This window comes from Parendozoicomonas haliclonae (genome assembly GCF_900174585.1).
Classification (GTDB): Bacteria; Pseudomonadota; Gammaproteobacteria; order Pseudomonadales; family Endozoicomonadaceae; genus Sansalvadorimonas; species Sansalvadorimonas haliclonae.
Genome location: NZ_FWPT01000001.1, coordinates 494,668 through 507,698, shown reverse-complemented (window position 1 = coordinate 507,698; position 13,031 = coordinate 494,668). Strand labels below are relative to the sequence as shown.

Sequence of the window (13,031 nt, the reverse complement as noted above, 5' to 3'; positions counted from 1 at the left end):
GAGCTCAAAAGCAGCCAAAAACCACAAGCCAATCAATAAATAACGGGATCATGGAACAGGCAGTCAATCTCTCACGCAGACGCTTCTTCCGGGCTCAAACCGGAAACAGTCATGCTATCCGCCCTCCCTGGAGTGTTGCGGAGCAGACTTTTTTTAGCCTCTGCCAGCGTTGTGATGATTGCGTTAAAGCTTGTGAAACCGGGCTGTTAAAACGTGGGGACGGTGGTTACCCGGAAGCAGACTTCAATCGTGGTGAGTGCACCTTCTGCCAGCAATGTGTCGAAGCCTGCCAGCATGAAGCCCTGCTCTACAGCCCGGACAGCCAACCCTGGCGTATCAAAGCGGCAATAAAAGACAGCTGTCTGGCACGAAACGGTATTCATTGCCGTACCTGCGCCGAACGCTGCGATCTGGAAGCCATCACCTTTCGCCTGATGCCCGGCGGCATTGCCCAGCCGACTCTGGATACGGAGGCATGCACAGGCTGTGGCGCCTGTGTTGCAGATTGCCCAAGCCGCTCAATAACCATGAACAACGAACAACAGACTCATGATTCGGGAACACAAAACCATGGAAGCTGCTGATAAGCCCCTTCCGCAAGAGCTTTCTGTGACCGGCCTGGTCGTCATGGCCACACCGGGAATGGTCGATACCGTCAAACCTCAGCTGGAGATGATTCCGGGCGTCGAGGTTCACGGGGCATCACCGGAAGGCAAGATGGTCGTCACCATCGAAGAACTGCCGGGCCAGAAAATCATGGTCGACACAATTACTCAAATCAGCCTGGTGGACGGGGTGTTGTCTACTGCGCTGGTCTATTCGCACACTGAAGACTGGAGTGACGCATGACACGCTCTCTGAAAAATAAGGTTGGGGATACACTATCCCGCCTCGTCCCCCAGAGCCGCAGGGATTTCATCAAGACCAGCGCCGCTGCCGCAACTGCCGCTGCCGCAGGTGTTTCCCTGCCAGCCTCCGCCACCAACCTGATTACCAGCAGTAAAGAGACTGAGATTCACTGGGACAAAGCGCCTTGCCGCTTCTGCGGTACCGGCTGCTCTGTTCTGGTCGGCACACAGAATGGTCGCGTGGTTGCGACTCAAGGTGACCCGGAAGCACCGGTCAATAAAGGCCTGAACTGCATCAAGGGTTACTTCCTTGGCAAGATCATGTACGGCGAGGATCGCCTGAACCAGCCGCTGCTGCGGATGACAGATGGCGTCTACGACAAAGAAGGTGAGTTCCAGCCAATCTCCTGGGATCAGGCCTTCGACATCATGGCCGAGAAGTGGAAAGCCGCTATCGCGCCGGTTCGTAACAGCGAAGCCATGCCGCCCGTCGGTATGTTCGGTTCTGGTCAGTGGACTGTCTGGGAAGGTTATGCCGCATCCAAGCTGATGAAGGCCGGCTTCCGCTCCAACCATATCGACCCTAACGCCCGTCACTGTATGGCGTCTGCGGTTGTAGGCTTTATGCGCACATTCGGTATGGATGAGCCGATGGGCTGTTACAACGACTTTGAGCATGCCGATGCGTTTGTTCTCTGGGGTGCCAATATGGCCGAGATGCACCCAGTGCTCTGGTCCCGTATTACTGACCGCGCCCTGTCGTACGACCATGTAAAAGTTGCCGTACTCTCTACCTTCAAACACCGCTCTTTCGAGCTGGCTGATAACCCAATCGTCTTTGCTCCACAGTCCGATCTGGCGATTGGTAACTACGTGTGTAATTACCTGATCCAGAACGACGCCATCAACAAAGACTTTATCAAGAAACATACCCACTTCCGTATGGGTGTAACAGATATCGGCTACGGTCTGCGTCCTGAAGACCCCCGTGAACAGGCTGCCGCTAACGCAGGCAACGGTGGTTCCAAAGAGATCGACTTTGACGCATTTGCCAAGTTCGTCAGCGAGTACACCGTTGAGAAGGCCTCCGAGATTTCCGGCGTACCGGTCAAGAATCTGGAAGAGCTGGCCAAACTCTATGCCGACCCTAAACGCAAGGTGATGTCCCTGTGGACCATGGGCGTAAACCAGCACACCCGTGGCGTATGGATGAACAACATCATCTATAACATCCACCTGCTCACCGGCAAGATTTCCGAACCGGGTAATGGCCCGTTCTCCCTGACCGGCCAGCCATCTGCCTGTGGTACCGCCCGTGAAGTGGGCACCTTTGCCCACCGCCTGCCAGCCGATATGGTTGTCGCTAACAAGAAGCATCGTGATTTCGCAGAAAAAGTCTGGAAACTGCCGGAAGGCACTATTCCGGGCAAGGTCGGTTTCCACGCCGTACTGCAGAGTCGGATGCTGAAAGACAGCAAGCTGAACTGCTACTGGACCCTGTGTACCAACAATATGCAGGCCGGGCCTAACGTCAACAACGAGCTATTGCCTGGTTGGCGTAATCCGGACAACTTTATTGTTGTCTCCGACCCTTACCCAACTGTTTCTGCGCAAGCCGCCGACCTGATTCTGCCAACTGCCATGTGGGTTGAGAAGGAAGGTGCCTACGGTAACGCCGAGCGTCGTACCCAGTTCTGGCATCAACAGGTTGAGCCACACGGTCAGGCCCGCTCTGATGTCTGGCAGATGATGGAGTTCTCCAAGCGCTTCAAAGTGGAAGAAGTCTGGTCCGATGAACTGCTGGCCAAAGCGCCTGAGTACAAAGGCAAGACACTCTTTGATGTGCTCTACGCCAACGGCCAGGTCGACAAGTTCCCGAAAGAAGAATGCGCCGGCCGTATGAACAATGAAAACGACCACTTCGGTTTCTATGTCCAGAAAGGTCTGTTTGAAGAGTACGCTGTCTTTGGCCGCGGCAAGGCTCACGATCTGGCACCGTTCGATATGTACCACCAGAGTCGTGGACTGCGCTGGCCGGTTGTCGATGGCAAGGAAACCCTGTGGCGTTACCGTGAAGGTTATGACCCATACGTGAAAGCCGGCGAGGAAGTGAGCTTCTACGGCAAGCCGGACAAGAAGGCCTGGATCTTCGCACTGCCTTACGAGCCACCACACGAAATGCCGGATAAAGAGTATGACCTGTGGATGTCCACCGGCCGTGTTCTGGAACACTGGCATACCGGTTCCATGACCCGCCGCGTAGCCGAGCTCTATCGCTCCTTCCCGGATGCCGTGCTGTTTATGCACCCGGACGATGCCAAGGCCCGAGGCATGCGCCGCGGCATGGAAGTGAAGGTTACCTCCCGTCAGGGCTCAGTCACTACCCGTCTGGAAACCCGGGGCCGTAACCGTGTACCGAAGGGGCTGGTGTTTATGCCTTTCTTCGATGCCGGCCAGCTGGTCAACAAACTGGTTCTGGATGCGACCGATCCGCTTTCCAAAGAAACAGACTTTAAGAAAACCGCGGTGAAGGTTGAGATTGCCTGACGGCAATCTCCCCACTGGCAAGAGCAGATGTAAACAGGACGCTGTGGCATAAGAAGGGCGATGGCATGAGTAAACAAGACGACAAAGTAAAATCGTTGGCACGACGGAGGTTCCTGACCGATACCGCTCAGGCCGCCTGTGCAACCGGCCTTTTGGGGCTGGGGCTGACGTATGTTGCTGAGAAGTCCAAAGCTCATGATGCTCTTGCTCTTCGTCCGCCGGGTGCGCTGCCGGAAGAAGAGTTTCTGGCATCCTGCCTGCGCTGTGGACTGTGTGTGCGTGACTGCCCCTGGGACACCCTGAAGCTGGCAACACCGGAGGATCTGATTGCCTCCGGCACGCCTTACTTCACCGCCCGGGAGATTCCCTGCGAACTGTGTGAAGACATTCCCTGCGTGTTGGCCTGCCCAAGTGGTGCCCTTGATCCTGCGCTGACCGATATCAATGACTCCCGCATGGGGCTGGCGGCTTTGGTTGATCGAACCAACTGCCTCAGCCTGCAGGGGCTGCGCTGCGAAGTGTGTTATCGGATCTGCCCGTTGATTGATGAGGCAATCACCCTGAAGCGCACCCGCAATGAGCGTACCGGTGTCCATACGGCTTTCGAGCCGGTGATCAATCCGGATGTCTGCACTGGTTGTGGCAAGTGTGAGGAAGCCTGTGTGCTGGAGGAAGCAGCGATCAAGATCTTCCCGCGGGATCTGGCACTGGGGCAATTAGGCGAGCACTACCGTCTGGGCTGGGAAGAAGCGGCGAAAGCCGGTAAATCCTTTACCCCGGATATCCTCGATCTTCCTGACCGTCTGCCGGAAGGAGTGACGTTATGAGTACTCTGAAAAGCAACGCTCCTAAAAATAAACGCACTGAACGCAATCCCGGCAAAGAAGCAACAGAGACTCTGGGTTGGTGGGCTGCCCACCGATTCCTGATTCTTCGTCGTCTGTCACAGCTGACCGTACTGACTCTGTTCCTGATCACTCCGCTGATCAGCGTCAAGCTGATTGAAGGGAATCTGTCGTCCAGTCGCATCCTTGGCACGGTGCCAATGACCGACCCACTGCTGGCGCTGCAAACCCTGACAGCTCTGCATGCCCTTGAGCTGACCGCTGTCGTTGGTGCCCTGATCGTTGCTGGCCTGTACTGGCTGGTTGGTGGTCGGGCGTTCTGCAGCTGGGTCTGTCCGGTGAATCCAATTACCGACCTTGCCGCCTACCTGCGCCGCAAACTGGAGATACGCAACAGTCATCGTCTGCCCCGCAATGCCCGCTACTGGGTGCTGGGGCTGGTACTGGTGCTGCCTCTGGTGACCGGTGTGCTGGTATGGGAACTGGTGAACCCGGTAGCGATGGTTTATCGGGGCCTGCTGTTCGGTATGGGCAGTGGCTGGATGCTGATTGTCGCCATCTTTCTGTTTGACCTGCTGGTCAGCCAGAAAGGCTGGTGCGGTCATATCTGTCCGCTTGGTGCCTTCTACGGTCTGATCGGCAAGGTCAGCCCGCTGACTGTTTCCGCCGTTCAACGGGAGAAGTGCGATGACTGTATGGATTGCTATGCCATCTGCCCCGAGCCTCAAATTCTGCCAGCGGCTTTGAAGCCGGCCAAAGGCGACGGCCCTCTGCTCAACACCCAGGACTGCACACGCTGCGGACGCTGTATTGATGTCTGCTCGCAACAGGTTTTTTCGTTCCAGATTAATAAGCCCGACTCTACGGACAGCCAATGCCGAACACAGGCGGGCCAGCAAACAATCACTGACCAAGTGAGTGAAACACCATGAGAACACGTAACTCTGATTTTCGCGTCGGCCTGAAAGGCCTTCTGGCAACCCTTGCTGTTTGCATGAGCATGGTCAGTTTTCAGGCCACAGCTGCTCCTGCCGGTGAAAGTTCAATACGCAACAACAGTGATCTGACCACAGATGCGCCGGCTGAGCCCATGAAGAAAATGGTGGATACCGACGTTACTTTCGATCGTGACTTTGTCGAGCAGCCACCGCTGATCCCGCACGATATCCGTGGCTACCAGGTCGACAAGAACGTGAACAAGTGTCTGACCTGCCACAGCTGGAAAAATGCCAAGAAGTGGAAAGCGACACGCATCAGCATCACCCACTTTAAGGATCGCGATGGCAACCAGCTGGCTGATGTTGCCCCAAATCGCTACTTCTGTTTGCAATGCCATGTTCCTCAGGCTGATACCAAGCCGTTGATTGAGAACAAGTTCAAGCCTGTTGAGTCCCTGAAGTGATGGCCATGGGCAGACATAAATTCAAGGGGAAACATTATGGCTAAGGAATTTTTTGTAAAACGTTACTGGAAGATGCTGAAGCGTCCGGTCTCCGTGGCGTTCGGGTTAATCCTCCTGTTTGGCTTCGGCGCCGGCATTATTTTCTGGGGCGGCCTGCATACCGGTCTGGAAATGACCAATACCGAAGAGTTCTGCATTGGCTGCCACGAGATGCGGGACAACGTTTACGAGGAATACAAGACCACCGTTCATTACAGCAACGCCTCCGGTGTAAGAGCGGAATGTTCTGACTGTCACGTGCCTCAGGAATGGGGACCAAAGATGGTGCGTAAGATTCAGGCCAGCAAGGAGCTCTGGGGCAAGATCGCCGGCACCATCGATACCCGTGAGAAGTTCCTCGACCACCGCCTGGAAATGGCCAGCCGGGAATGGGCCCGCATGAAGGAAAACGACTCCCAGGAATGCCGTAACTGCCACAACTTCGAGTTTATGGATTATTCCATGCAGTCCAATCGCGCCATGGATATCCACTACCAGGCCCAGAAGAACGGCGACACCTGTATCGACTGCCACAAGGGTATTGCTCACGAGCTGCCTGATATGAGCGGTGTCGCGGACTGGGAAGGCTGATAAAGGAGATTATTATGAGTGAGTTTATCTGGCTGTTTCTGGGTTATTCCGCCACTCCGGCTATCCTGCTGTTTGGCTTCCTGACCACTGCCGCAGTTGGCTGCTTTCTGGTCGAGCTGATCAAGGGCAAACAGACCCATTAACCGAAAGTCTCAGTTCCAATAAAAACACGGGAGTTAACCTCTGGTTAAGTCCCGTGTTTTTATTAAGCGACTTTTTCCTACCAAGGTTTTAGCCTGCCAAAACACCATCCGACCTAAGCCTGATTCCTGACAGGCTCATACCTCCTGTAGCTTGGTTTTCACAAACAAAACACCAGGGACACGGAGGTCTCGTTATGACAGCACCAATGAAAGTTGAAGGAAACCAGTTTGGTAATCTCGCCTTCCATACAGATGGAAAGAACGATCATGCGTACATCAGGATTTTTGGCAAAATCTTTCACGCTGTCGTCGATACCCCAAAGCTTATGACGGAGCAGGAAGCTCTGGCGAAAAAGAGCAAGCTGATGAAAAAGTATCGGGTGACCAGATTCGATCGTTTCTGCTTTTTCTTCCGCAAACTCAAAAAGCATCCTGCAAAAGTAGCTCTCAAGCACGCCAAGGCCATGACCTGGGAAACCAACGTCAAGCTGAGACTGGCATCGTTAAAGAAGCGCTATATCAAAGCTGACCGGGATATGACGGAAGCCATGTTACGCCGCAACAAAGGTATTAACGACACTATACCAACAGGTGCAGTTCAATTTGTTTCAGCGACAGCCCCCGGTGCGGGTGGAGACAGGCAGATTCCCGTGATGAGCCCGGCTCTCAGAGGTGACCTTGCGGCAAGGCTTGCAGGTGAACTCTGCACCCGTTCTGCAATGAGCCAACAGACTCCGCAGGAAAAGGAAAAACTGAAACAGTGTCTTTCGGTGTTGATGACAGAGCATATTGTCGGCAGGGTCTACCACAAGACCGTTGAAGAGACTCATAATCTCTGCGGCCTGCTGGGAATCGCTCCCCAACAAACGATGCAGTTTCTGAATATCCTTAAAACCTGATCTTTCCTCGAAAGCGTCTGTCACTCGACAGGCGCTTTTATTTTATCGTCAGCCCTGCCAACACTCTCGTTACCAACAGATTCCCAATGCTCTGTCTAAAGGTCTTTCGTTCCTCCAATGGTGACACCGATATGACCTTCCCTAAAACCCTGAGCGCAGTCTTTTTTGCAATCACATTCTTGATGAGTAGCCATACCATTGCAGCAGATGCAGACAGTGAGTGTAGCTTCCGCATATTAACTATCACCCTGTCCAATTCCTCTACTGACAGAACATACCCATCAGTGCTGAAGCGCTTGCGCGGTGATGCTCCCGACTGTTTCATTGAGGAGCCGATCGACCAGTGCGCCAGCATCGAGACCGAAAGCGACCTGCTGAATGAAATCAAAGAGACATGGATCAAATCCCCCACATGCTCAAGAGACAGGCTGGATACCCTGTTCGAGAACCTGTTAAGCCAGGAACCGCTCGTGCAGGCCAGCCTTAAAGACATGATGAAAGCGGCCTTCGAGAGCCACGAACTTCCAAGCTTTGAGCACATCCTTATCCGAACTCGTAGCGATGGCCATGAAGAGCCGGTTCTGAGCCAGCTGTTCAAACCCTCACGTTTTACCCTGTCTATCGCACGTCGCCACAAGACAGATACGGCACTGACATTACTTAATCGGTTTGAGGGTGGTTTGACCGGAGGCAGCGACAGCGAGCAGAACAATCGCGCCAGTGTAGCTGTTGAGATGGCTCCAACCGGTGATCTTGTAGCACCGGCTGATACCAATCTTGCTGTTCTCATTAACCCCGACAGCGAGAAGACCTACTGGCGTGATGAACTGGCACATCTTGGTAAAGAAACTCAGGTGGAAGGCATCTTTTTCGTATTGTCCGGTAATAACAGAGATGAGGTCATGGATGCGATGGCAGAGGTGCTGCCAAGGTTCCAGCTGCAGGGTGAGAGTTCTGATACCGGGAAGCTGGCCAGGCCGTTCAGCAAACTGGAAGGCGCTGCCACTCATTCACTCTATAGGGATGTGCTGTTTTTCCGCCGAACCGTCATGCTTGATCTGTCCGATATTCAGCAGCGTATGTCACAGCTTCAATAAGCATCTATCTCCTTACTCCGTCCCACCTAAACAAATGCCCCACTACGACAGTTCATCGTGGTGGGGCATTTTCGTTCTGCCATCAAACGCTCTTATATCAAGCCTTCAGGGCGAACGGATCATCGATCGATAAAGAAGGTTCGGTAAACCAGCGTGGACCCTCGTCTGTCATATAGAAGTGATCTTCCAGACGAATGCCGAACTCACCCGGTAACACCAGCATTGGCTCATTGGAGAAGCACATGCCGGTAGCCAGAGGCTTAGTATTTGACCGCACCAGATAGGGCCACTCATGGATATCCAGACCAATGCCATGGCCGGTACGGTGCGGGCATCCCGGTGTTTCATAATCTGGCCCCATGCCCTGGCTGGCCAGATAAGCACGGGCAGCAACATCCACCTCACCGCCGGGAACGCCAGGTTTGGCAGCTGCAAACGCGGCCGCCTGGGCATTCTTTTCCACCTGCCACATGGCCCGCTGACGCTCCGTCGGCTCACCGAATACATAGGTGCGGGTAATATCGGAAAGGTATTCCTTCACCTGACAGCCGGTATCAATCAGTACCACATCGCCTGCTTCCAAATTCTTGGGGGTTTTCACACCATGGGGGAAGGCGCTATCTGGGCCGAACAGAACGATGCAAAAATAGGAACCCGCCGGAGCTCCGACCTTGCGGTGAGCCTCATCAATAAAGGCCGTCACCTCAGCCACAGAGATGCCTTCGTAAAGAATGCTGGCAGTGGCCTTGTGTACTTCCAGAGTCATATCCATGGCCCGCTGCATCAGTGCCAGTTCATTCGGAGATTTGCGGCCACGGCATTCTGCTGTCACCGGTGTGGCGCTGGTCAGCTGCCAGCTATCACTCAGAGATTGACGAAGACCATCCGAGACAAAGAATTGAGTGGATTCATCAATGCCCAGCTTACCGCTTTCACCAAACTGCTCCTGCAGCCACTGAGCAGTGAGATGATATGGGTCTTCGTGCTCCTGCCAGGTCAGCAGCGGTGCTTCAATCAGACTGTGCTGCTTGAAGGTATCCAGTTCAAAGTGAGGGACGATATAAACCAGCTCGCCTTCGACAGGCAGAACCGCACCTACCATACGTTCGCTGGCGCGCCAGCGGGTGCCGGTAAAGTAATAAAGATTGGTTCCCGCATTCAGGTATATAGCATCAAGCCCCTGCTCCTTCATCAAGGCCTGGGCTTTGTGAATACGTGTATGGAATTCACTCAGGGGAATATCCTGAAGATCACCGGTCATATCAGACAGCAGACTTAATGCTTCTGCCGGCGTCTTGCCCCCAACACCTATGGTCATTCGGCTACCTTTTACTGGCTGGTTTTAATAATCGTTGTTGCCAGTAAAAATACCCCGAACGCCGTGAGGCTGCCAACAGGAAATCAGCAGCCTTTGTCGTATTTTTGCAACAGGGAAGAGTTAACTGTCATCCTCTTCAGGAATCGCACGACCGATCTTTCTCACGACAGAGCCACGAACTTCCAGAAGCGTTTCTGCGTAAAGTTCTGCCCGAGCTTTACGCTTACGGCTTCGAGCTTCTGACTTTTCCAGCGCCTGGTCCTTTTCCATCAGCTCACGCTCCAGATTGTAAATGCGTTTGATCAGCTCATCTTTGGTATAAGCATAGTAACGCGTGCCATCGGCATTCAGCTCTGCCAGTTCAATCTCCCTCTTTAATTGTCGGGACAGGGTGCGCCAGTTAAAGGTTGGTCTATAGAGATTCTCACTGCCGCGCTCGGCGTTATCGAAGGCCAGAGCCACGGTCCAGTCCAACCAGAGTTGAAGTAGCTGTACCGGCTTACTCTCAGGAGAGTCGTCATACCGCTTTTGCAGATTATCAAGCCATTTCACCAACTCACTATGATCGCGGAGAATAAGCTGACGGATATGCGAGGTCTTACTGCTCATAAACAGCTTACCACCCAGCTTATTCACCAGCCGGTCGGCAAATTGCACAATCTTTTCCCAATCATCCACTGAAATATTGGCCCTACGTACATCCAATGTATGGTCTCTGGCGTTCAGCAATTTATTAAGATGGAACTGTTTGGCAAAGACTTCAACGCTCTTTGAGGCAGGAACATACTGGTCGCAGAATGGTATCTCAGTTATCCGCCGGGGAGATCGGGCCTTTCTTCGGCTACCACCTTCCGAACAGCTGCTACTCGTACTTTTGCGGCGTTTTTTCTCCGCTCGCAGCGCTTGCAGATGGCCCTTTTTGGAGCCCTCGCCCTCATTCCGATTCTTTCGTTTATCTGCGGCACGTGCGCGCATTCGTCTAGGCTGAGAGCCGATCTCTGCATCAGGAGTAGCGACCTTAATCTGACGCCAGTCAAACTGTACATCAGACATATCACCAGTCGTGGTATTCGCCAGAGAGTGAGCCACCATATAATCCAGACAGGCTGCCAGTCTTGGATCAGCCTGCTTTGCCTCTATTTCCATGGCATACCGACCAAGAGCTTCCAGTGTTTCGGGACTCTCTTGTTGAATCAGTTCCTCCACCTCTTCTTGTTTACCCTCTGCAGCCTTTTTCTTATTCTCCAGAATCAGTGTTTCCAGCTGCTGATAAATAGCGACGGAACGATCGTCGAGATGGGTACCCACCACGCTGGAATTAAACCCTGTTGTACGCAGAACAGTGTTCACTGTTTTACGGCAAGAAGCATAATCCGGACGGTGATGACTGACCCGGTGCAGAGCTGTCGAGGCGACAGGTGTGCCGGAATCACCATAAGTGTCTTCTGGTTCTGTTTTGATGGTCTGTTGAATAGTATGCGTCGGCGACGCGATCGGTGTTCCCTGTGCTGCAAGATGCCTTTCCACTGCCTAAATCCTCACTGCTGAACGATTCAAAGCCGATTAGACAGTCAGCAGGCGCTGACAGGGCAGTCAAAGCTGTCAGTTTCACTGACCAAAGCCCATAAAAAAACGCCACCCGATGCGAGGAACCGGATGGCGTTGAAAAGTACGAGGGACTTCTGAAGCTAGGGGCTGTTCACAATTAAACATCGAACTCAGCATTCCCAAGAGTTTTCATGGTTAGGCACAGCTTTGCAGGAAGGCTTGCTGCCTTTCAAAAAGCTGCAACGCAGCCATGGAGACTCTTGGGAATGCCCTTCGGGTGGAGCTGAAAACCGCCACTCGCTGCGTCGAGCTTGTTTAATGTAGGTCAACTACGATTTTCACAAGCTCTTCTAACGATTGGTGGTTTTCAGTTCCACTGAGTCGCATGTTTAATTGTGAACAGCCCCTATATGAAAGAGGTTTAGATCTCTTTCAGCATATCTGCCGGGCTGCGGTACTCAAGGCCTTGGGCTTCGGCTACGCTTTCGCAGGTGATAATACCCTTGCAGACATTGAGGCCGTTGAGCAGGTGAGCGTTTTCTTCCAGTGCCTTACGCGTGCCCTTATTAGCTAATTCAAGCACAAATGGCAGCGTTGCGTTGTTCAGGGCCATGGTGGAGGTACGGGCCACAGCGCCTGGCATGTTGGCAACACAGTAGTGCACAACATCATCCACAACATAAACCGGATCAGCGTGAGTGGTAGCGTGGGCAGTTTCTGCACAGCCGCCCTGATCGATGGCTACGTCCACAATCACGGAGCCCGGCTTCATCTTGCTGACCAGCTCACGGGTAATCAGCTTAGGAGCGGCTGCGCCAGGAATCAGAACACCACCGATCACCAGATCCGCTTCGGTCACATACTGCTCGATAGCAGCTTTGGTGGAGAAGACAGTCTTGATACGGTTGCCATACTGGGCATCCAGACGACGCAGTACATCAACAGAGCGGTCCAGAACCACAACATCAGCACCCATGCCAACAGCCATAGCAGCTGCGTTAGCACCAACAACACCACCACCGATCACAACAACCTTGCCTGGCTCAACACCGGGAACACCACCCAGCAGAACACCACGGCCACCGCGGGCTTTTTCCAGACAGTGTGCACCGGCCTGGATAGACATACGACCAGCTACTTCAGACATCGGAGCCAGCAGAGGCAGACGACCAAAGCTGTCGGTTACGGTTTCATAGGCGATGCAGGTTGCGCCGGAAGCAATCAGATCATTGGTCTGCGGAACATCCGGAGCCAGGTGCAGGTAGGTGAACAGCGTCTGTTCAGGACGCAGCTGCTTGCGCTCAACTTCCTGAGGCTCTTTGACCTTAACAACCATGTCAGCACGGGCGAAGATCTCTTCAGCCGTGTTCACAATCTCTGCGCCGGCAGCGGTGTAATCTTCGTTCATAAAGCCGATAGAGGCACCGGCATTGGTTTCAATAATAACGCTGTGACCGTTGCTGACCAGCTCCTGTACGGAGGTTGGTGTCAGACCTACACGGTATTCGTGATTTTTGATTTCCTTAGGTACGCCTACCAGCATTATTCTCTTCCCCGCTCTTCGTAATAAGTATTTATACCCAGTTTATGACATGACAGGCAGTGAATGATTCTGTTTTTTATTGATTAACAGAGATTCCCTCGAGCAACCCAAATGAAAACAGGGGGCCAACAGGAAAATTATCTGATGGGTTATTTTTTGCTCAGTCGCAGTTAAAAAACACCCTGCCTATTCTCTTTCGATAAGCCTGGTG

Annotated in this window: 13 protein-coding genes; 10 read left to right on the top strand and 3 right to left on the bottom strand. The window is 53.2% G+C overall.

The features are described from left to right. Positions 1-50: 50 nt before the first annotated feature. The 10 genes from napF to EHSB41UT_RS02410 all read left to right on the top strand — a co-directional run bounded on the left by napF (position 51) and on the right by EHSB41UT_RS02410 (position 8,411). On the top strand, positions 51-584 hold the full coding sequence (gene napF, locus EHSB41UT_RS02455) for a ferredoxin-type protein NapF (protein ID WP_087106528.1): 534 nt from the start codon (positions 51-53) through the stop codon (positions 582-584). Next, on the top strand, positions 571-849 hold the full coding sequence (locus tag EHSB41UT_RS02450; RefSeq protein WP_087106527.1) for a chaperone NapD: 279 nt from the start codon (positions 571-573) through the stop codon (positions 847-849). Before napF ends, EHSB41UT_RS02450 begins: the two co-directional genes overlap by 14 nt. Further along, positions 846-3,395 (top strand): nitrate reductase catalytic subunit NapA, encoded by a 2,550-nt coding sequence (gene napA / locus EHSB41UT_RS02445; protein ID WP_087106525.1) that lies wholly within the window; start codon positions 846-848, stop codon positions 3,393-3,395. Before EHSB41UT_RS02450 ends, napA begins: the two co-directional genes overlap by 4 nt. Positions 3,396-3,460: 65 nt before the next feature. After that, the gene (gene napG / locus EHSB41UT_RS02440; protein WP_087106523.1) at positions 3,461-4,222 is read left to right on the top strand and encodes a ferredoxin-type protein NapG; all 762 of its coding nucleotides are present in this window, start codon (positions 3,461-3,463) and stop codon (positions 4,220-4,222) included. After that, positions 4,219-5,172 carry a quinol dehydrogenase ferredoxin subunit NapH gene (gene napH, locus EHSB41UT_RS02435; protein WP_087106521.1) on the top strand — a complete coding sequence of 318 codons (954 nt, stop codon included), beginning with the start codon at positions 4,219-4,221 and terminating at the stop codon, positions 5,170-5,172. Before napG ends, napH begins: the two co-directional genes overlap by 4 nt. Further along, positions 5,169-5,642, top strand: coding sequence for a nitrate reductase cytochrome c-type subunit (locus EHSB41UT_RS02430; RefSeq protein WP_207626542.1), 474 nt, complete (start codon positions 5,169-5,171; stop codon positions 5,640-5,642). Before napH ends, EHSB41UT_RS02430 begins: the two co-directional genes overlap by 4 nt. A gap of 36 nt (positions 5,643-5,678) precedes the next feature. Beyond that, positions 5,679-6,272 carry a NapC/NirT family cytochrome c gene (locus EHSB41UT_RS02425; protein ID WP_087106520.1) on the top strand — a complete coding sequence of 198 codons (594 nt, stop codon included), beginning with the start codon at positions 5,679-5,681 and terminating at the stop codon, positions 6,270-6,272. Positions 6,273-6,286: 14 nt separating this feature from the next. Beyond that, entirely contained in the window at positions 6,287-6,415 is a 129-nt protein-coding gene (locus EHSB41UT_RS24315) for a TIGR02808 family protein (RefSeq protein ID WP_106408267.1), read from the top strand. Positions 6,416-6,609: 194 nt separating this feature from the next. After that, positions 6,610-7,314, top strand: a complete 705-nt coding sequence (locus EHSB41UT_RS02420) for a hypothetical protein (protein ID WP_133060365.1) — start codon at positions 6,610-6,612, stop codon at positions 7,312-7,314. 86 nt (positions 7,315-7,400) lie between these two features. Then, entirely contained in the window at positions 7,401-8,411 is a 1,011-nt protein-coding gene (locus tag EHSB41UT_RS02410) for a hypothetical protein (RefSeq protein WP_133060364.1), read from the top strand. Positions 8,412-8,508: 97 nt separating this feature from the next. Here the strand turns inward: EHSB41UT_RS02410 and EHSB41UT_RS02405 are convergent, their stop codons facing one another. The 3 genes from EHSB41UT_RS02405 to ald all read right to left on the bottom strand — a co-directional run bounded on the left by EHSB41UT_RS02405 (position 8,509) and on the right by ald (position 12,820). Further along, on the bottom strand, positions 8,509-9,729 hold the full coding sequence (locus EHSB41UT_RS02405) for a M24 family metallopeptidase (protein WP_087106512.1): 1,221 nt from the start codon (positions 9,727-9,729) through the stop codon (positions 8,509-8,511). Between the two features lie 120 nt (positions 9,730-9,849). Next, positions 9,850-11,256, bottom strand: a complete 1,407-nt coding sequence (locus tag EHSB41UT_RS02400) for a hypothetical protein (RefSeq protein ID WP_087106510.1) — start codon at positions 11,254-11,256, stop codon at positions 9,850-9,852. 442 nt (positions 11,257-11,698) lie between these two features. Then, positions 11,699-12,820: an alanine dehydrogenase gene (ald, locus tag EHSB41UT_RS02395; protein WP_087106508.1), complete on the bottom strand. Its 1,122-nt coding sequence runs from the start codon at positions 12,818-12,820 to the stop codon at positions 11,699-11,701. Positions 12,821-13,031: the final 211 nt, after the last annotated feature.

Bases quoted from the DNA above. Each gene is read 5' to 3' on its own strand.
- napF (WP_087106528.1), top strand. From the start codon at position 51: ATGGAACAGGCAGTCAATCTCTCACGCAGACGCTTCTTCCGGGCTCAA.
- EHSB41UT_RS02450 (WP_087106527.1), top strand. From the start codon at position 571: ATGGAAGCTGCTGATAAGCCCCTTCCGCAAGAGCTTTCTGTGACCGGC.
- napA (WP_087106525.1), top strand. From the start codon at position 846: ATGACACGCTCTCTGAAAAATAAGGTTGGGGATACACTATCCCGCCTC.
- napG (WP_087106523.1), top strand. From the start codon at position 3,461: ATGAGTAAACAAGACGACAAAGTAAAATCGTTGGCACGACGGAGGTTC.
- napH (WP_087106521.1), top strand. From the start codon at position 4,219: ATGAGTACTCTGAAAAGCAACGCTCCTAAAAATAAACGCACTGAACGC.
- EHSB41UT_RS02430 (WP_207626542.1), top strand. From the start codon at position 5,169: ATGAGAACACGTAACTCTGATTTTCGCGTCGGCCTGAAAGGCCTTCTG.
- EHSB41UT_RS02425 (WP_087106520.1), top strand. From the start codon at position 5,679: ATGGCTAAGGAATTTTTTGTAAAACGTTACTGGAAGATGCTGAAGCGT.
- EHSB41UT_RS24315 (WP_106408267.1), top strand. From the start codon at position 6,287: ATGAGTGAGTTTATCTGGCTGTTTCTGGGTTATTCCGCCACTCCGGCT.
- EHSB41UT_RS02420 (WP_133060365.1), top strand. From the start codon at position 6,610: ATGACAGCACCAATGAAAGTTGAAGGAAACCAGTTTGGTAATCTCGCC.
- EHSB41UT_RS02410 (WP_133060364.1), top strand. From the start codon at position 7,401: ATGCTCTGTCTAAAGGTCTTTCGTTCCTCCAATGGTGACACCGATATG.
- EHSB41UT_RS02405 (WP_087106512.1), bottom strand. From the start codon at position 9,729: ATGACCATAGGTGTTGGGGGCAAGACGCCGGCAGAAGCATTAAGTCTG.
- ald (WP_087106508.1), bottom strand. From the start codon at position 12,820: ATGCTGGTAGGCGTACCTAAGGAAATCAAAAATCACGAATACCGTGTA.